The organism is Piscinibacter sp. (genome assembly GCF_050175855.1).
In the GTDB taxonomy this organism is placed as follows: Bacteria; Pseudomonadota; Gammaproteobacteria; order Burkholderiales; family Burkholderiaceae_C; genus Piscinibacter.
In genome coordinates this window covers 1-18592 of the sequence record NZ_JBFXIO010000041.1, presented here as the reverse complement: position 1 = coordinate 18592, position 18592 = coordinate 1, and the positions used below count along the sequence as shown (strand labels likewise).

The window sequence follows — 18592 nt, the reverse complement described above, 5'->3', positions numbered from 1 at the left end:
TTGAGCATGGCGTTCAGGCTCATCGTGATCAGCTCCGAGGCGCCATTGCCGAGGTACACGTCGTCCACCGTCACGCCGCGGATGTGCTTTTCCTGCGTGTAGTGCACCACCGCCTTGCGCGGCGCGAACAGGCCCTTGCTGTCGGTGTAGCCGGCCGAGTGCGGCATGTTGCGGATCATGTCCTGCACGATCTCGTCGGGCGGCTCCAGGCCGAACACGGCGAGGTTGCCGATGTTCAGCTTGATGATCTTCTGGCCCTCTTCCTCCATCTGGCGTGCCTTGTCGAGCACGGGTCCGCGGATGTCGTAGCAGACATTGGCCAGCTTGCTCGACTTGGCGATGGGCTTCACGGGTCGTCTCCTGGGGCGCTGCTGCGCTGCAAAACGTAGAATTTAACCATGAAGATGCAGGCCGACCGCCCGGAAGGAAGCAACGCGATCACGCGGCACGCGCCGGAGGGCGTCATCGTCGCCGGCGTCGAGCACCGCAGCAGCGTGCTGGTTCCCTGGAAGGGAGAGGTCCTGCCCTGGGCGGTGACCGGCTTCGAGGCCCTCGATGAATCGAGCTTCGAGCCGCTGCTGGCCCTCTCGCCGGAGCTGGTGATCTTCGGCAGCGGCAGCCGGCTGCGATTCCCCCACCCGGCCCTGCTGAAGGCGCTGATGGCGCGTCGCATCGGCTTCGAGACCATGGACACGCCGGCCGCCTGCCGCACCTACAACGTGCTGCTGGCCGAGGGGCGCGCGGTCGTCGCCGCGCTGATCTTCGAACGTGGGGGTTGAGAAGCCCGCGCGCCACCCGCGCGGCCGGGCCTCGCGGGCGCAAGCCTTATAATTCGTGGCTACGCCTGCCAGGGCGCAAACGAACAGCATAACTCCATGACGCCAGCCCTCAACAAACCCCTACCGGAATTTGAAGCGCTTGCCACGGGAGGCGTGAAGTTCACGCCGCAGGCCTTCGCCGGCAAGACGGTCGTGCTGTACTTTTACCCGAAGGACAACACCCCCGGCTGCACCACCGAGGCGATGCAGTTCCGCGACCACCACAAGGATTTCGTCAAGGCCGGCGCCGTCGTGTTCGGCGTGTCGCGCGACAACATGGCCTCGCACGAGAAGTTCAAGCAGAACCTCGAGCTGCCCTTCGAGCTGATCGCCGACACCGAGGAGAAGCTCTGCCACATGTTCGGCGTGGTCAAGAACAAGATCATGTATGGCAAGAAGGTCAAGGGCATCGAGCGCTCCACCTTCCTGATCGACGGCACGGGCACGCTGCGCGCCGAATGGCGCGGCCTGAAGGTCGCCGGACACGTCGAGGAAGTGCTCAAGGCCGTCAAGTCGCTCAAGTGACGAGGGCCTTGTCGCAGGCTGTTTCGACTGGCCTGCGACAGCGGTTGATGTGCCTCACTTCTTGTGTATGATCATTTCATGCACGTGAGTCGCGAGACCCGTCTCCACCGAAAGCCGCACAGCCGACTGTGCGGCTTTTTTGTTTCCCAGCCGCACTGACCCGCCTCCATGCCCCTGCCGAAGCCGCCTGCCAAACGAGCCGCCATCCTCTCCCCCGCAGACTTCGAAGCCCAGGCCGCGCCCAAACCGGGCAAACGCAGCACCCCCGCCCGCACCGCCGCCGAACCCGCCTCGCCCGCGGTGATGGATCTGTTCGACGGCGCTGCCGAAGCCGCGCCGGTGGTGACCAAGTCCGCGCCGCCGACCGCGGTCAAGGCTGCACCGCCGCGGGTCGCGCCGCAACGCGTGCCGCGCACGCCGCGCGGCAGCGGTCCGGCCAGCCTGTTCGTGCTCGACACCAACGTGCTGATGCACGACCCGACGTCGCTGTTCCGTTTCGAGGAGCACGACATCTACCTGCCGATGATCACGCTGGAGGAGCTCGACGGCCACAAGAAGGGCATGACCGAGGTGGCACGCAATGCACGCCAGGTCAGCCGGGACCTCGACGCACTGGCCGCGGCGATGCCCAAGCGCGACGCATCCGGCATGTCCGAGGGGCTGCCGCTGAATGCGACCGGGCACCGCGAGGCCGGTGGCAAGCTGTTCTTCCAGACCCACCTCGTCAACGTCAGCCTGCCCGCGGGACTGCCGCAGGGCAAGGCCGACAACCAGATCCTCGGCGTGGTGCAGGCGCTGCGCGAGCAGCAGCCGGGGCGAGAGGTCGTGCTGGTGTCCAAGGACATCAACATGCGCATCAAGGCGCGTGCGCTCGGCCTGCCGGCGGAAGACTATTTCAACGACAAGACGCTGGACGACGGTGACCTGCTCTACACCGGCGTACTGCCTCTGCCGGCCGACTTCTGGGAGCGGCACGGCAAGACGATGGAGAGCTGGCAGCAAGGCGGCTTCACCTACTACCGCATCAGCGGGCCAATGGTGCCGGCGCTGATGGTCAACCAGTTCGTCTACCTGGAGGCGCCGGGCGCCGCGCCGCTGTACGCCAAGGTGCACGAGATCACCGGCAAGACCGCGGTGCTGCGCACGCTGCGCGAGTACACCCACACCAAGAACGCCGTCTGGGGCGTGACTGCGCGCAACCGCGAGCAGAACTTCGCGCTGAACCTGCTGATGGACCCGGAGTGCGACTTCATCACGCTGACCGGAACGGCCGGCACCGGCAAGACGCTGATGACGCTGGCCGCCGGCCTGTCGCAGGTGATGGACGACCGTCGCTACACCGAGATCATCGTGACACGCGTGACCGTGCCGGTGGGCGAGGACATCGGCTTCCTGCCCGGCACCGAGGAAGAGAAGATGGGCCCGTGGATGGGCGCACTCGACGACAACCTCGAGGTGCTGTCGCGCAGCGACGGCGGCGCCGGCGAATGGGGCCGTGCCGCCACCAACGACCTGGTGCGCAGCAAGATCAAGATCAAGAGCCTGAACTTCATGCGCGGGCGCACCTTCCTCAACAAGTTCGTCATCATCGACGAGGCGCAGAACCTCACGCCCAAGCAGATGAAGACGCTGATCACGCGCGCCGGCCCGGGCACGAAGATCGTGTGCCTGGGCAACCTGGCGCAGATCGACACGCCCTACCTCACCGAAGGCAGTTCGGGCCTGACCTACGCGGTCGACCGCTTCAAGGGCTGGCCGCACAGCGGACACGTCACGCTGGCGCGCGGCGAGCGCTCGCGGCTGGCGGATTTCGCCTCCGAGGTGCTCTGAGCGGCCGACGCTCAGGCGTGCGGCCGCGGTAGACGCACGTCAGGTGCTGCCCAGCGGCGGCGGGTCGCTGCGCTGCGCATCGCTCAGGCCCGTGCCCAGGTCGAGGACCGTCGTCAGCGGCCGAGGCGCGGAGAAACCGGCCGGACAGCTCGTCGAGGCGCCCTCGCCGGAGCCACAACTCGCCCTCCAGCGGCGTGACGTCCCAAGGTGCGCGCACACGCCATCGAAGAAGAAGGCCCCCTTGCGGGAGCCTCGGTTCACTTGGCGGCGACGAGCTCGCGGATCTGCTGCAACGCCGTCGGGTCGTCCATCGTGGTCAGGTCGCCCGGGTCGCGCTGCTCGCAGACGGCCTGGATCGCGCGGCGCAGCATCTTGCCGGAGCGCGTCTTGGGAAGCAGCGTGACAAAGTGGATGCGCGCCGGCCGCGCCACCGCGCCAAGCTGGCTGTCCACCGTCTTCATCACCTCGCCCTCGAGCTTCAGGCGCGCGGCCGGGTCGGCCACGGCGCTGGCGTCCTTCAGCACCGCGAAGGCCATGGCCACCTGGCCCTTGAGCTGGTCGGCCACGCCAACCACCGCCACCTCTGCCACGGCCGGATGGCTGGAGATGCTCTCCTCGATCTCGCGCGTGCCGAGGCGGTGGCCGGCCACGTTGATGACGTCATCGGTGCGGCCGAGGATGAAGAAGTAGCCGTCCTCGTCCTTGATGCCCCAGTCGAAGGTGCTGTAGAGCTGTTGGCCGGGAATGCTCTGCCAGTAGGTCTTCACGAAGCGCGCATCGTCGCGCCACACCGTCTGCATGCAGCCCGGCGGCAGCGGGCCGGCGATGGCCACCACGCCCTTCTGGTTCGGCTCCTTGACCTGCTCGCCGGTGGTCTCGTCGATCAGGCGCACGTCGTAGCCGTACATCGCCACGCCAGGGCTGCCGAACTTGCTCGGCGCCTTCTCCACGCCGTTGGCAATGGTCAGGATGGGCCAGCCGGTCTCGGTCTGCCAGTAGTTGTCGATGATCGGCTTGCCGAGCGAATCGGCGATCCACTTGGCGGTCGGCTCGTCGAGCGGCTCGCCGGCCAGGAACAGTGCGCGCAGGCTCGACAGGTCGTACTTCGTGAGAAAGGCCGGATCCTGCTTCTTCAGCACGCGCACTGCGGTCGGCGCGCTGAACATCACGGTAACCTTGTACTTCTCGACCAGGCTCCACCAGATGCCCGCGTCGGGCCGAGTCGGCAGGCCCTCGTACATGATCGTCGCCATGCCGGCGATCAGCGGGCCGTAGATGATGTAGCTGTGGCCCACCACCCAGCCGATGTCGCTGGTGGAGAAGTAGGTCTCGCCGGCGTTGCCGCAGAAGATGTGCTTCATCGACGCGGCCAGCGCGACCGCATAGCCGCCGGTGTCGCGTTGCACGCCCTTGGGCTTGCCGGTGGTGCCGCTGGTGTAGAGCGTGTAGCTCGGGTGGGTGGAATCCACCCAGACGCAGGGCACGACGGTATTCAGGTGCTTGTCGCGCAGCACCGCATAGTCGACATCGCGACCGGCGGTCTTGTCCATCGGGCTCAGGCCTCGGTCGACCAGCAGCACCTTGGCCGGCTTGTGAGCGGCCAGCTTGATCGCCTCGTCGAGCAGCGGCTTGTAGGCCACCACCTTGCCCGAGCGCATGCCGGCATCGGCGCTGACGATCACCGTCGGCTCGGCGTCGTCGATGCGGCTGGCGAGGCTGACGCTGGCGAAGCCGCCGAACACCACCGAGTGGATGGCCCCGATGCGCGCACAGGCCAGCATCGCGAAGGCGGCCTCGGCGATCATCGGCATGTACACGAGCACGCGGTCGCCCTGCTTGACGCCCAGGTCCTGCAGGATGGCCGCCATGCGCTGCACCTCGGCATGCAGTTCGCGGAAGCTGTAAACCTTCTCCTGCTCGGTCTCGGTGGAGACGAAGATCAGTGCGTTCTGGTCGGGGCGCGTCTTCAGGTGGCGGTCGACGGCGTTGTGGCAGAGGTTGGTCTTGCCGCCGACGAACCACTTGGCAAAGGGCGGGTTGGCGTAGTCGCAGACCTTCTCGAACGGCGCCTGCCAGTCGATCAGCTGGGCCTGCTCGGCCCAGAAGCCATCGCGATCGCTGATCGAGCGCTGGTGGAACGCGGCGTAGCTGGTCATGGCTTGTCTCCTGCAGGTTATCGTTCGCTGGCGGCGCATTTCATGCGCCGGCTCTTACGAGCGTCTGACGCTAGCCGATGCTGACCACGATTCGACCGCGGACCTTGCCCGCCATCAAATCGTGCGCACGCTCGATGGCCTGGTCCAGGGACACCTCGGTGGCGATCGCCTCGAGCCGCGCCGCGTCGAGATCGCTTGCCAGGCGCTGCCAGGCCTGGCGGCGCAGCGGCTGCGAGGCATAGACGCTGTCCACGCCGGCCAGCGTGACGCCGCGCAGGATGAAGGGCATCACCGTGGTCGGCAGGTCGCCGCCCTGGGCCAGGCCGCAGGCGGCCACCACGCCGCCGTAGCGCGTCTGTGCGCAGGCGTTGGCCAGGGTGTGGCTGCCCACCGCGTCGACCACCGCCGCCCAGCGCTCCTTCTGCAGTGGCTTGCCCGGGGCGGCCAGTTCGGCACGGTCGATCACCGAGGACGCGCCCAACGACATCAGGTAGTCGGCCTCGGCGGCCTTGCCGGTGGCCGCCACCACGCGATGCCCGAGCCGGCCCAGCAATGCCACCGCCACGCTGCCCACGCCCCCGGTGGCGCCGGTGACCAGCACCTCGCCGTCACCCGGTTTGACGCCGTGGCGCTCCAGCGCCAGCACGCACAGCATCGCCGTATAGCCGGCCGTGCCGATGGCCATGGCCTGGCGCGTGGTGAAGGCGCCCGGCAGGGGCACCAGCCAGTCGCCCTTGAGCCGCGCGCGCTGCGCCAGGCAGCCCCAGTGGGTCTCGCCCACGCCCCAGCCGTTGAGCACGACGCGGTCGCCGGGCTTCCAGTCGGGGTGCCGGCTCTCGATCACCTCGCCGGCGCCGTCGATGCCGGCCACCATCGGCCACTTGCGAACCACCGGGCCGCGGTTCGTGATGGCCAGGCCGTCCTTGTAGTTGAGGGTCGAGTGCGCCACGGCCACGGTGACGTCGCCTTCGGGCAACGCCGATTCGTCGATCTCGCGCACGCCGGCCCGGAAACCGGCGTCGTCCTTCTCCAGCAGCAAAGCCTTGAACATGGTGTCTCCTCGATGTGGACCGGACGATAGCGCAGCCTCGCCGGAGGCTCCGAAAGTTGACGCAAGTGCCCGTCAGCAATGGACTTTTTATTGACGCCGCGGGGATGGCACGCGTAAGCTGCACGCCCATGCCGCGCCGCGCCCGATTCCGCCCCGCCCTCGCAGGCCTCGCCTGGCTGCTGGTGGCCGCGGCCTCGGTCCAGGCGGCTCCGGAGTCCGCGCCGCCCGACCCCATCGCGCAGTTGCTCGCCGAGCGCGGCCTCGGCGACCCCGACAAGCTCCCCGCCGCCGTGCCGCCCAGCGAATACGCCTTCGTGCAGACCATGCGCGACAAGGCCTCCGACATGGTGCTCAGCGCGATGAACTTCCTCGGCGTGCCCTACCGCCGCGGCGGCAACTCGGCCGAGCACGGCTTCGACTGCAGCGGCTTTACCCGCCATGTGTTCGAGATGAGCCTGGGCCTGGTGCTGCCGCGCCGTGTCGACGAGCAAGCCAGCGCGCCGGGGTTGCTCAAGGTCGGCCGCGAGGAACTCAAGCCGGGCGACCTGGTGTTCTTCAACACGCTCAGGCGCACTTTCTCGCACGTCGGCATCTACATCGGCGACGGCAAGTTCATCCACTCGCCGCGCACCGGCGCGCAGGTGCGCGTCGAGGACATGCGCTACGCCTATTGGAGCAAGCGCTTCACCGGCGCCAGGCGCGCTCAGCCGCTGGCCGAGGCGGCCCTGCCGGCGGCGAATGCCGCCCCTGCGACCCAACCCGCTCCGCCCCCCGCGGTCGCGCCGGCGATGGACGCCGAAACCTTCCGCATGTTGTACTGACCCCGGCCGGAACCCTCGCCCGCACCGGGGTCGTGCGGAGGCGACCGCTGCCGTGGCGCAGGCACAATCCGCGCCCATGGGCGAAAAAGTCATCCCTCTGGCCGACCACCGCTATGCGGCCAGCATCCCGAGCATCCCGGAGCGGCTCGATCCGCCCACCGGCCTGCTCGGCGACCGGCTCGGCCGGCCGCTGCGCGACCTGCGCATCTCCGTGACCGACCGCTGCAACTTCCGCTGCAGCTACTGCATGCCCAAGGAGGTGTTCGACAAGCACTACACCTTCCTGCCGCATTCCTCGTTGCTGAGCTTCGAGGAAATCACGCGCGTGGCGACGCTGTTCGTCGCGCACGGCGTGCAGAAGCTGCGGCTGACCGGCGGCGAGCCGCTGCTGCGCAAGGATCTCGAGCGGCTGATCGCGATGCTCGCGGCGCTGCGGACGGCCGACGGAGCACCACTGGACCTCACGCTCACCACCAACGGCTCGCTGCTCGAGCGCAAGGCGCAGGCGCTGAAGGATGCCGGATTGCAACGCGTGACGGTGAGCCTGGATGCGCTGGACGATGCCATCTTCCGGCGCATGAACGACGTCGACTTCCCGGTGGCCGACGTGCTCGCCGGCCTCGAGCAGGCGCTGCGGGTCGGTCTCGGCCCGGTGAAGGTCAACATGGTGGTCAAGCGCGGCACCAACGAGCACGAGATCGTGCCGATGGCGCGCTTCTTCCGCGAGAACTTCGGCGGCCAAGTGGTGCTGCGCTTCATCGAGTACATGGACGTGGGCGCCACCAACGGCTGGCGCATGGACGAAGTGCTGCCGTCGGCGGAGGTCGTGCGGCTGATCGACAAGACCTTCCCGCTCGACGCCGCCGAAGCCAGCGCGCCCGGCGAGACCGCACAGCGCTGGCGCTACCGAGATGGTGCCGGCGAGATCGGTGTGATCTCCAGCGTGACGCAAGCCTTCTGCCGCGACTGCAACCGCGCTCGGCTCTCCACCGAAGGCAAGCTCTTCATGTGCCTGTTCGCCGACCACGGCCACGACCTGCGCGCGCTGCTGCGCGGCGGCCACGACGACGCGCAGATCGCCGCCGCCATTGCCGCGCTGTGGAGCGGCCGCGACGACCGCTACTCCGAACTGCGCGGCGCGATGCAGGCCGACACCGGCAGCGGGCAGCGGCGCGTCGAGATGCACTACATCGGCGGCTGACGTGACCATCACGCGAGATGACATCACTGGGCTGGTCCTCGCCGGCGGCCGTGGCAGTCGCATGGGCGGCGTCGACAAGGGCCTGCAGAACCACAACGGCATCCCGCTGGCCATGCACGCCCTGCTGCGCCTGCAGATGCAGGTGGGCGCCGCGATGATCAATGCCAACCGCAACCTCGGCGCCTACGAGGCCATGGGCGTGCCGGTGTGGCCCGATGCCCTGCCCGACTATCCCGGCCCGCTGGCAGGCTTCCTCGCCGGGCTGGAGCACTGCGAGACACCCTACCTTGTCACCGTGCCTTGCGACACGCCGGGCTTTCCGCTCGACCTGGTCGAGCGCCTGGCCGACGCGCTGGAGACGGAAAACGCCGACATCGCCATGGCCGCCACGGTCGAGAGCGGGCAGCGCCAGGTGCAGCCGGTTTTCTGCCTGATGAAGGCCTCGCTGATGGAGAGCCTGGTGCGGTTCACGCAGTCGGGCCAGCGCAAGATCGACCGCTGGACAGCGCAGCACCGCTGCGTGGAGGTGGTGTTCGACGACGCCCAGGCGTTCTTCAACGCCAACACGCTCGACGAGCTGCAGCAGCTGCAGCGCTGACACGCCGCCGGGGCCCATGCGCCCGGCTACCATCGCGCCCATGAGCCTGATGACCCCGACGACCCCGACCCTGGCCGAGATCGCTTCCTGCGTCAGCGGCTACGACCCCAACGCGCTGCCGGTGGCGCAGGCGCAGGAGTTCATCGCCCGCCTGGTGCCCAGGGTGCAGGCGGTGGAGATGCTGGCGCTGCGCGCCGCGCTCGGCCGCGTGCTGGCGCGCGACGTGGTTTCGGCGATCAACGTGCCCGCCCACGACAACTCGGCGATGGACGGCTATGCGCTGCGCGGCGCGGATCTGGCCGCGTCGGGCGATACCGTACTGGCGGTGGCGGGCACCGGTTTCGCCGGCGCGCAGTTCAGCGGCCGCGTCGGCCCGGGCCAATGCGTGCGCATCATGACCGGCGCGGTGATGCCGCAAGGGCTCGATACCGTCGTGCCGCAGGAGTTCACGAAGGCAGACGGCGACCGCATCACCGTGCCCGCCGGCGTGGTGCGCACCGGCGACAACCGCCGGCTGGCCGGCGAAGACCTCGCCCAGGGCGAGGCGGCGCTGAAGGCCGGCCGCGTGCTGCGCCCGGCCGACCTCGGCCTGCTGGCCTCGCTCGGCCCGGCCGAGGTGCCGGTGCTGCGCCGGCTGCGCGTGGCCTTCTGCTCCCCCGGCGACGAGCTTCGCTCGATCGGCGAGCCACTCGACGAAGGCTGCGTCTACGACAGCAACCGCTACACGCTGTGGGGCATGCTGCAGCGCCTCGGTGTCGACCTCATCGACATGGGCGTGGTGCGCGACGACCCGGCCGCACTGGAAGCCGCTTTCCGCCACGCCGCCGAGAACGCCGACGCGGTCATCACCTCCGGCGGCGTCAGCGTCGGCGAGGCCGACCACACCAAGCAGGTGATGAAGTCGCTCGGCGACGTGCTGTTCTGGAAGATCGCGATGCGGCCCGGCCGGCCGATGGCGATCGGGCGGATCACCAGCCGCGGACACGATGCCATCCTGTTCGGCCTGCCCGGCAATCCGGTGGCGGTGATGGTGACGTTCTACGCCTTCGTGCGCGACGCGCTGCTGGCGATGAGTGGCGCCGCTCCTCAGCCGCTGCCGATGCTGCGCGCCGCCAGCATGCAGGCGATCCGCAAGAAGGCCGGGCGCACCGAGTACCAGCGTGGCATCGTCACGCGGTCGGGCGATGGCTGGCAGGTCGAGATCACCGGCTCGCAGGGCTCGGGCATCCTGCGCAGCATGAGCGTGGCCAACGGCCTGGTGGTGCTCGGCCACGAGCAGGGCAACGTGGCGGCCGGCGACCTCGTCGACGTGCTGCCCTTCGACGGGCTGGTCTGAGGACGACGATGTACCCCACGCCTTCCAACCCCGCCGGCGACGCGCCGCGCAAGCCGATGACGCTGCTCCGTCTGGCGGCCATGCGTGCCGCCGGCGAGAAAATCGCCATGCTGACCTGCTACGACGCCAGCTTCGCGCGGCTGCTCGACGACGCCGGCGTCGACGTGCTGCTGATCGGCGATTCGCTGGGCATGACGCTGCAGGGCCGCGACAGCACGCTGCCGGTCACCCTCGACGACATGGCCTACCACGTGCAGTGCGTGGCGCGCGGCAACCGCACGGCCTGGATCGTCGGCGACCTGCCCTTCGCCAGCTACCACACCGGCACCGAGCAGGCCCTGCTCAGCGCGGCAAAGCTCATGCAGGCGGGCGCGCACATGGTCAAGCTCGAAGGTGGCGGCTGGACCGTGCCGGTGGTGCGCCAGCTCGTCGAGCGCGGCATCCCGGTGTGCGCGCACCTGGGCCTGACGCCACAGTCGGTGCATGCGCTGGGCGGCTACCGCATCCAGGGCCGCGACGAAGGCGGCGCCGAGCGGCTGCTGCGCGAGGCAAAGGAACTCGCCGAGGCGGGCGCTGCCATGCTGGTGGTGGAGCTGATCCCGAGCGAACTCGGTCAGCGCCTGACCGAGAGCCTGCCGATTCCCGTGATCGGCATCGGCGCCGGCCCGGGCTGCAGCGGCCAGGTGCTGGTGCTGCACGACATGCTGGGCGTGACCCGCGGCAGGCTGCCGCGCTTCGTGCGCAACTTCATGGACGGCGGCGCCGGCATCGAGGCCGCGATCCGCGCCTACGTGGCCGCGGTGAAGGACGGCAGCTTCCCCGATCCGGCCGTGCACGGCTACTGAGCGAGGCCCAAGGCATGCGCATCGTCCACTCGGTCGCCGAGCTTCGACAGGCCCTGGCCGGCCAGTCCAACACCGCCTTCGTGCCCACCATGGGCAACCTGCACGACGGTCACCTCTCGCTCGTGAAGCTGGCGCGCGAGCGCGGCGGCCCGGTGGTGGCGAGCATCTTCGTCAACCGCCTGCAGTTCGCGCCGCACGAGGATTTCGACACCTACCCGCGCACGCTGGAGCGCGACTGCGGGCTGCTCGCTCTGGCCGGCTGCGACATCGTGTTCGCGCCGTCGGAGAAGGACCTGTACCCCGAGCCGCAGGGCTACAAGCTGCATCCGCCGGCCGAGCTGGCCGACATCCTCGAGGGTCACTTCCGCCCCGGCTTCTTCACCGGCGTGTGCACCGTGGTGCTCAAGCTCTTCAACTGCGTGCAGCCGCGCGTGGCGGTGTTCGGCAAGAAGGACTACCAGCAGCTGATGGTGATCCGCCGCATGGTCGATCAGCTCGCGCTGCCGATCGAGATCGTCGGCGGCGAGACGGGCCGCGCACCCGACGGACTCGCGCTGTCGTCGCGCAATGGCTACCTGAGCACCGCCGAGCGCGCCGAGGCCGTGCAGCTCAGCGCCGCGCTGCGCCGCATCGAGGCCGCCGTGCGCGCCGGCGAACGCGACTGGGCAAGGCTCGAGGCCGAGGCGATGAGCGGCCTGGCCGCGCGTGGCTGGAAGCCCGACTACGTGGCGATCCGCCGCCGGCGCGATCTCGGCGCGCCGGCCGACGGCGAGCCGCTGGTCGTGCTCGCCGCCGCGAAGCTCGGCAGCACGCGGCTGATCGACAACCTCGAGCTGGCCTAGCGCTTCGCCAGCCGCTGCCAGGTCTCGACCACCGTGTCGGGGTTCAGCGAGATCGACACGATGCCCTCGCGGGCCAGCCAGTCGGCGAAGTCCGGATGGTCGCTGGGCCCCTGGCCGCAGATGCCCACGTACTTGCCCACCGCACGGCAGGCGGCGATGGCGCGCGAGATCATCGCCTTCACGGCCGGGTCCCGCTCGTCGAAGTCGCGTGCCAGCAGCTCGAGGCCGGAGTCGCGGTCCAGACCCAGCGTGAGCTGGGTCAGGTCGTTGGAGCCGATCGACATGCCGTCGAAGTGCTCGAGGAACTGCTCGGCGAGGATGGCGTTGCTCGGGATCTCGCACATCATGATCACGCGCAGGCCGTCGGTGCCGCCGGCGGCGGCGCGCTTGAGGCCACGCTCGGCGAGCATGCCCACCACGCGCTCGGCCTGGCCGAGCGTACGAACGAAGGGCACCATCACCTCGACGTTGGTCAGGCCCATGTCGGTGCGCACGCGCTTGAGCGCCTCGCACTCCATCGCGAAGGCCTCGCCGAACTCCTCGCTGACATAGCGCGACGCGCCGCGGAAGCCGAGCATCGGGTTCTCTTCCTCGGGCTCGTAGCGCGAGCCGCCGATCAGCTTCTTGTACTCGTTGCTCTTGAAGTCGGACAGCCGCACGATCACCGGCTTGGGCCAGAAGGCCGCGGCGATGGTGGCCACGCCCTCGGCGAGCTTGTCGACGTAGAAGGCGCGCGGGCTGGCGTGGCCGCGGGCCACCGACTCGACCGCCTTCTTCAGGTCGGCATCGACGTTCGGGTAGTCGAGGATCGCCTTCGGGTGCACGCCGATGTTGTTGTTGATGATGAACTCCAGGCGGGCCAGGCCCACGCCCGAATTCGGCATCTGCGCGAAATCGAAGGCGAGCTGCGGGTTGCCCACGTTCATCATGATCTTCACCGGGCAGTACGGCAGCTCGCCGCGCTGCACGTCGCTGACCTCGGTCTCGAGCAGGCCGTCGTAGATGTAGCCGGTGTCGCCTTCCGAGCAGGCCACGGTGACCAGCGCGCCCGACTGCAGCTTCTCGGTGGCGTCGCCGCAGCCCACCACGGCCGGGATGCCGAGCTCGCGCGCAATGATGGCCGCGTGGCAGGTGCGGCCGCCGCGGTTGGTGACGATGGCGCTGGCACGCTTCATCACCGGCTCCCAGTTCGGGTCGGTCATGTCGGTGACCAGCACGTCGCCGCTCTGCACCTGGTCCATCTCGGCGATGCTGTGCACGATGCGCACCGGGCCGGTGCCGATCTTCTGGCCGATCGCGCGGCCTTCGGCCAGCACGGTGCCGGTGCTCTTGAGCTTGTAGCGCTGCTCGACCTTGCCCTGCGCCTGGCTCTTCACCGTCTCCGGGCGGGCCTGCAGAATGTACAGCTTGCCGTCGCCGCCGTCCTTGCCCCACTCGATGTCCATCGGGCGGCCGTAGTGCTCTTCGATGATCAGCGCGTACTTGGCCAGCTCGGTAACGTCGGCATCGGTCAGCGAATAGCGGTTGCGCTGCTCGGGCGCGGTGTCGACGGTGCGCACCAGCTTGCCGGTGCGGGCCTTCTCCTCGGCCGGCGCGAACTCCATCTTGATCAGCTTGGAGCCGAGGTTGCGGCGGATGATCGGCAGCTTGCCGGCCTTCAGCGCGGGCTTGTGCACGTAGAACTCGTCGGGGTTCACGGCGCCCTGCACCACCGTCTCGCCCAGGCCGTAGCTCGAGGTGATGAACACCACGTCGGCAAAGCCGCTCTCGGTGTCGATGGTGAACATCACGCCGGCGGCGCCCAGGTCGGAGCGCACCATGCGCTGCACGCCCGCCGACAGCGCCACGTCACCGTGGGCGAAGCCCTTGTGCACGCGGTAGCTGATGGCGCGGTCGTTGTAGAGGCTGGCGAACACCTCCTTCATCTTCGCCAGCACCTCCTCGATGCCGACGACGTTCAGGAAGGTCTCCTGCTGGCCGGCGAACGAGGCGTCGGGCAGATCTTCGGCGGTGGCCGAGGAGCGCACCGCGAACGATGCGCCGGGGTTGCCGTCGGTCAGCCGGGCAAACTCGGCGCGGATCGCCGCTTCGAGCGCCGGCGGGAACGGCGTGGCCTCGATCCAGTGGCGGATCTGGGCGCCGGCCTCGGCCAGCGCGCGCACGTCGTCGGTGTTCAGCGACGCCAGGCGCTGCTCGATGCGGCCGGCCAGGCCCTCGTGCTTGAGGAACTCGCGGAAGGCGTGCGCGGTGGTGGCGAAGCCGCCGGGCACCCGCACGCCGGAGGCGGCCAGCTGGCTGATCATCTCGCCGAGGGAGGCGTTCTTGCCGCCGACCGCCTCGACGTCGGTCATTCTCAGTTGTTCGAACGGTACGACCAGGGCGGTCGCCAGTGCGGGGTTGGACATGGGAAAACTCCGTGATGTTGAAAAACCGGTGTCCCTCGGCCCCGTGGGCGGCCCGAGCTCGGCTCGAGGGCGGCGCGCAGGCCCGGCGCACGGCTGCCGCACTGTTGGAGTGCTTGTGGGCGGCAGGAGGCGTTCATCGGGCGTCGGGGAGGATGTCTGGCCGGGATTCTAAGGTTTGTCCCTATCATTCCGGGCACCACCCCCCATGGCCGAAGGCCGCGAGCCCATGCCCAACCGCACCGTGTTCTTCGTCTCCGACGGCACCGGCATCACCGCCGAGACCTTCGGCAACTCGATCCTGGCGCAGTTCGCCGGCAAGCCGCGCCATGTGCGCCGGCCCTTCATCGACACGCCGGACAAGGCCCACCAGGTGGTGCGCGAGGTCAACCACACCGCCGATGCCGAGGGCCGCCGGCCGGTCGTCTTCGTGACCCTGGTCAACACCGAGATCCTGGAGATCCTCAAGCAGTCGCGCGGCCTGGTGCTGGACATGTTCAACACCTTCATCGAGCCGCTGGAGGCCGAGTTCGGGGTCAAGTCCAACCACCGCATCGGCCGCTTCTCCGACGTCTCGAAGAGCCAGGAGTACACCGACCGCATCGAGGCGATCAACTTCTCGCTGGCCCACGACGACGGGCAGTCGGCGAAGAACCTCGCCGAGGCCGACGTGATCCTGGTCGGCGTCAGCCGCAGCGGCAAGACGCCGACCTCGCTGTACCTGGCGATGCAGCACGGCATCAAGGCCGCCAACTACCCGCTCATCCCGGAAGACTTCGACCGCGGCCAGATCCCTTCGACGCTGGCGCCGTTCAAGAAGAAGTGCTTCGGGTTGACCATCGACCCCGACCGGCTCAGCCAGATCCGCAACGAGCGCCGCCCGGGGAGCAAGTACGCCTCGACCGAGAACTGCCGCGCCGAGGTGCGCGAAGCCGAGGCCATGATGCGCCGCGAGGGCATCGCGTGGCTGTCGTCGACGCACAAGTCGATCGAGGAAATCGCCACGACGATCCTGCGCGATCTGCGGCCGGATCGACTGATGTACTGAGCTGGTGCGGTGCGTCAGCCGGCTCGCTGGCGCGCCGATTCGTAGAGACACACTGCCGCCGCCGCGGCAACGTTGAGCGACTCCTCGCCCCCCGGCTGCGGGATGCGCAGCGTCATCGTGCAGCGCTGCTGGAGCGGCGCCGACACGCCCTGCCCTTCGTGGCCCAGCACCCAGCCGCACGGCCAGGGCAGGTCGACCTCGTGCAGCGCCTGCTCGGCGTGCGAGCTGGTGGCCAGCAGCGGCACGCGCAAGGCCGCCAGCGCCCCCTCCTCGATGCCTTCGACCAGCCGCAGCCCGAAGTGCGCGCCCATGCCCGCGCGCAGCACCTTGGGCGACCACAGCGCCGCCGTGCCCTTCAAGGCCACCACCTGGGCGAAGCCGAAAGCCGAGGCACTGCGCAGGATGGCGCCGACGTTGCCGGCATCCTGCAACCGGTCGAGCACCACCGTGGGCGCGTCCGGGGTGATCGTCGGCGCGGTCGGCGTGGCGACGAGGAAGCCGATCGCCGGCGGTGACTCGAGCGTCGACAGGCCGGCCATCAGCTCCGCCGGCACGATTGCCGCTGAAGCCGCCTGTGAGGCCAGTTCGCGCAGCGCGGGCCGCTGCCACGCCTCGCTGGTCAGCACCGCCTGCAGCGCGCGCCCGCCGCGCGCCGCGAACGCCTCGCAGAGATGATCTCCCTCCAGCCACACCTCGCCGAGCTTGCGATACGCGCCGGGGTCGGCCACGAGCTTGCGCACCCGCACCAGCAGCGGGTTGTCCTTCGAGCTGATCGCGCGCGGCTCGGCCATGCTCAGCCTTCCAGCACCTCGCGCACCGGCGCGAACGAGCGGCGGTGCGCCGGGCAGGCGCCATGGGCGCGCAGCGCCGCCAGGTGCTCCGGCGTGGGGTAGCCCTTGTGGCCGTCGAAGCCGTACTGCGGGTGCGCCTCGTGCAGAGCCTGGCAGAGCCGGTCGCGATGCACCTTGGCGAGGATCGAGGCCGCCGAGATCGCCTTCACCTTCGCGTCGCCCTTGACGATCGCCTCGGCCGGCACTTTGAGCACCGGGATGCGGTTGCCGTCGACCAGCACGCGGGACGGCTTCAAGCGCAGGCCCTCGACCGCGCGGCGCATCGCCAGCAACGTGGCCTGCAGGATGTTGAGCTGGTCGATCTCCTCCGCGCTGGCCTCGGCGATGCAGCAGCACAGGGCCTTGGCGCGGATCTCGTCGAACAGCGCCTCGCGCCGGCGTGCCGTCAGGGCCTTGGAGTCGGCCAGGCCCCGGATCGGCTGCAGGTCGTCGAGGATGACCGCCGCGGCCACCACCGGGCCGGCCAGCGGGCCGCGGCCGGCCTCGTCCACGCCAGCCACCAGACCGGGCGCGTCGAAGCTCAGGCCGAGCTGCTCAGGCCGCGAGGATCTCCGCGATCGCATCGGTGGCGGCCCGGGCGGTGTCGCGCCGGAGTTCGAGGTGAAGCGCCTGGAATCGCCGCTCCACGTCGGCGCAGCGCTGCGGATCGTCCAGCCAGGCCAGCGTGGCGTGCGCCAGGCGCTCGGGCGTCGCGTCGCCCTGGATCAGCTCGGGCACGACGAAGTCGCGCAGCAGGATGTTGGGCAGGCCGACCCAGGGCTGGTACTTCATGCGCTTCATCATCTGCCACGACAGCGGGTGCATGGCATAGGTGATGACCATCGGCCGCTTGAACAGCGCCGCCTCCAGCGTGGCCGTGCCGCTGGCGATCAACGTCACGTCGCAGGCGGCCAGTACCTCGTGGGATCGGCCGTCGATCAGCTCGACCGTCACGCTCGATTCGTGCTGCCGGCGCAGCGGCTCGACGAGGTGACGCAGGCCCGGCACCACTGGCAAGATGAAGCGCACACCGGGGCGCAGCTTCGCCATCTCGGCGGCCGCCTCGAACAGGCGCGGCGCGATGTACTGGATCTCCGAGCGCCGGCTGCCGGGCAGCAGCGCCACGACGGGCTCGTCGCCCAGCCCGAGCGCCTGGCGCGCAGCTGAACGAGGCACTTCCAGCGGAATCGTGTCGGCCAGAGGATGGCCCACGTACTTCGCCGCGATGCCGCGCTTCGCGTAGATCTCCGGCTCGAAGGGGAAGATGCACAGCACCGCGTCGACCGCCTTGCGGATCTTCTCGATGCGCTTGCCTCGCCAGGCCCAGATCGACGGGCTGACGAAGTGCACCGTGCGGATGCCGGCGGCCTTCAGCCGGGCCTCGAGGTCGAGGTTGAAGTCGGGAGCGTCGACGCCGATGAACAGGTCCGGCCGCGACTGGAGCAGGCGCTCGGCCAACTGGTTGCGGATACCGAGCAGTTCGGGGTAGTGGCTGAGGACCTCGATGTAGCCGCGCACCGCCAGCTTGTCGTGCGGCCACCAGGCCTCGAAGCCGTGAGCGGCCATCTTCGGCCCGCCGATGCCCTGCGCCACCAGGTCCGGCCAGCGCGCACGCAGCCCTCCGAGCAGCAGGCCGGCGAGCAGGTCGCCCGAGGCCTCGCCCGCGACCATCGCGAAGCGCGGTGCCGACGGCAGCATCGGCTCAGCGGGCGATGCCGCGCGTGGCGTTGGCGAGGAAGGCCGACATCATCGCCACGTCGGCGGCAGCGGCCGGCTGCTCGCGGCCCAGCGCCTCGATGGACTCCTTGGCCTGCTCGAGCGTGCGGCCCTCGCGGTACAGCAAGCGGTGCATCTGCTTGACGGCGGCGATGCGCGGCGCGTCGAAGCCGCGGCGACGCAGGCCCTCGATGTTGAAGCCGCGCACCGCCAGCGGGTTGCCGTCGACCAGCATGTACGGCGGAACGTCCTGCGACACCGCGCTGCCGAAGCCGACCATCACGTGCGCGCCGATCTTGACGAACTGGTGGATGCCGGTGAGCCCGCCCACCGTGACCCAGTCGCCCAGGTGCACGTGGCCGCCCAGCGTGGTGTTGTTGGCCAGCGTGGTGCGGTCGCCGACCTGGCAGTCGTGCGCGATGTGCACGTAGGCCATGATCCAGTTGTCGTTGCCGATGCGCGTGACGCCGGCGTCCTGGGCGGTGCCGAGGTTGAAGGTGCAGAACTCGCGCACCATGTTGCGGTCGCCGATCACCAGTTCGGTCGGCTCGCCGGCGTACTTCTTGTCCTGCG

General features: G+C 69.4%; 17 protein-coding genes and 1 pseudogene. 10 read left to right on the top strand and 8 right to left on the bottom strand.

The features are described from left to right. Positions 1 to 350: pseudogene (locus AB7U92_RS05550) on the bottom strand (aminotransferase); the annotation flags it as partial. Positions 351 to 398: 48 nt separating this feature from the next. Between AB7U92_RS05550 and AB7U92_RS05545 the strand changes: the two are divergent. From AB7U92_RS05545 to AB7U92_RS05535, 3 genes are all read left to right on the top strand, one after another. Beyond that, positions 399 to 779, top strand: a complete 381-nt coding sequence (locus AB7U92_RS05545; RefSeq protein ID WP_428575186.1) for an Mth938-like domain-containing protein — start codon at positions 399 to 401, stop codon at positions 777 to 779. 96 nt (positions 780 to 875) lie between these two features. Continuing rightward, complete coding sequence (locus AB7U92_RS05540; protein WP_428575185.1) at positions 876 to 1343, top strand: peroxiredoxin; 468 nt, start codon at positions 876 to 878, stop codon at positions 1341 to 1343. A 168-nt stretch (positions 1344 to 1511) separates the two neighbouring features. Further along, a complete protein-coding gene (locus tag AB7U92_RS05535) occupies positions 1512 to 3173 on the top strand; it encodes a PhoH family protein (protein ID WP_428575184.1) in 1662 nt (553 codons plus the stop codon). Between the two features lie 257 nt (positions 3174 to 3430). Here AB7U92_RS05535 and AB7U92_RS05530 read toward each other — a convergent pair whose 3' ends face one another. Beyond that, positions 3431 to 5329, bottom strand: a complete 1899-nt coding sequence (locus AB7U92_RS05530; RefSeq protein ID WP_428575183.1) for a propionate--CoA ligase — start codon at positions 5327 to 5329, stop codon at positions 3431 to 3433. Between the two features lie 70 nt (positions 5330 to 5399). Beyond that, positions 5400 to 6380 (bottom strand): MDR family oxidoreductase, encoded by a 981-nt coding sequence (locus AB7U92_RS05525; protein WP_428575182.1) that lies wholly within the window; start codon positions 6378 to 6380, stop codon positions 5400 to 5402. A gap of 128 nt (positions 6381 to 6508) precedes the next feature. Here AB7U92_RS05525 and AB7U92_RS05520 point away from each other — a divergent pair, with 128 nt between their 5' ends. The 6 genes from AB7U92_RS05520 to panC all read left to right on the top strand — a co-directional run bounded on the left by AB7U92_RS05520 (position 6509) and on the right by panC (position 12023). Beyond that, positions 6509 to 7201, top strand: coding sequence for a C40 family peptidase (locus AB7U92_RS05520; protein ID WP_428575181.1), 693 nt, complete (start codon positions 6509 to 6511; stop codon positions 7199 to 7201). Positions 7202 to 7277: 76 nt separating this feature from the next. Further along, positions 7278 to 8402: a GTP 3',8-cyclase MoaA gene (gene moaA, locus AB7U92_RS05515; RefSeq protein ID WP_428575180.1), complete on the top strand. Its 1125-nt coding sequence runs from the start codon at positions 7278 to 7280 to the stop codon at positions 8400 to 8402. A 61-nt stretch (positions 8403 to 8463) separates the two neighbouring features. Next, the gene (gene mobA / locus AB7U92_RS05510) at positions 8464 to 9000 is read left to right on the top strand and encodes a molybdenum cofactor guanylyltransferase MobA (RefSeq protein WP_428575188.1); all 537 of its coding nucleotides are present in this window, start codon (positions 8464 to 8466) and stop codon (positions 8998 to 9000) included. 49 nt (positions 9001 to 9049) lie between these two features. Further along, positions 9050 to 10336 (top strand): molybdopterin molybdotransferase MoeA, encoded by a 1287-nt coding sequence (gene moeA, locus AB7U92_RS05505; protein ID WP_428575187.1) that lies wholly within the window; start codon positions 9050 to 9052, stop codon positions 10334 to 10336. 8 nt (positions 10337 to 10344) lie between these two features. Further along, positions 10345 to 11181: a 3-methyl-2-oxobutanoate hydroxymethyltransferase gene (gene panB / locus AB7U92_RS05500; RefSeq protein ID WP_428575179.1), complete on the top strand. Its 837-nt coding sequence runs from the start codon at positions 10345 to 10347 to the stop codon at positions 11179 to 11181. A gap of 14 nt (positions 11182 to 11195) precedes the next feature. Further along, the gene (gene panC / locus AB7U92_RS05495; protein WP_428575178.1) at positions 11196 to 12023 is read left to right on the top strand and encodes a pantoate--beta-alanine ligase; all 828 of its coding nucleotides are present in this window, start codon (positions 11196 to 11198) and stop codon (positions 12021 to 12023) included. Here panC and ppsA read toward each other — a convergent pair. Beyond that, positions 12020 to 14428, bottom strand: a complete 2409-nt coding sequence (ppsA, locus tag AB7U92_RS05490; protein WP_428575177.1) for a phosphoenolpyruvate synthase — start codon at positions 14426 to 14428, stop codon at positions 12020 to 12022. The two genes, panC and ppsA, sit on opposite strands and share 4 nt — an antisense overlap. A gap of 226 nt (positions 14429 to 14654) precedes the next feature. Between ppsA and ppsR the strand changes: the two genes are divergently transcribed. Continuing rightward, positions 14655 to 15473 (top strand): posphoenolpyruvate synthetase regulatory kinase/phosphorylase PpsR, encoded by an 819-nt coding sequence (gene ppsR, locus AB7U92_RS05485; protein WP_428575176.1) that lies wholly within the window; start codon positions 14655 to 14657, stop codon positions 15471 to 15473. 14 nt (positions 15474 to 15487) lie between these two features. Here the strand turns inward: ppsR and AB7U92_RS05480 are convergent, their stop codons facing one another. From AB7U92_RS05480 to lpxA, 4 genes are all read right to left on the bottom strand, one after another. Next, positions 15488 to 16264: a TrmH family RNA methyltransferase gene (locus tag AB7U92_RS05480; RefSeq protein ID WP_428575175.1), complete on the bottom strand. Its 777-nt coding sequence runs from the start codon at positions 16262 to 16264 to the stop codon at positions 15488 to 15490. A 2-nt stretch (positions 16265 to 16266) separates the two neighbouring features. Then, on the bottom strand, positions 16267 to 16887 hold the full coding sequence (gene rnhB / locus AB7U92_RS05475) for a ribonuclease HII (protein ID WP_428575174.1): 621 nt from the start codon (positions 16885 to 16887) through the stop codon (positions 16267 to 16269). Continuing rightward, the gene (gene lpxB, locus AB7U92_RS05470) at positions 16859 to 18001 is read right to left on the bottom strand and encodes a lipid-A-disaccharide synthase (protein WP_428575173.1); all 1143 of its coding nucleotides are present in this window, start codon (positions 17999 to 18001) and stop codon (positions 16859 to 16861) included. Before lpxB ends, rnhB begins: the two co-directional genes overlap by 29 nt. Before the next feature lie 4 nt (positions 18002 to 18005). Beyond that, positions 18006 to 18592, bottom strand: a 587-nt coding sequence (lpxA, locus tag AB7U92_RS05465; protein WP_428575172.1) for an acyl-ACP--UDP-N-acetylglucosamine O-acyltransferase, incomplete at its 5' end; no start/stop codon positions are given.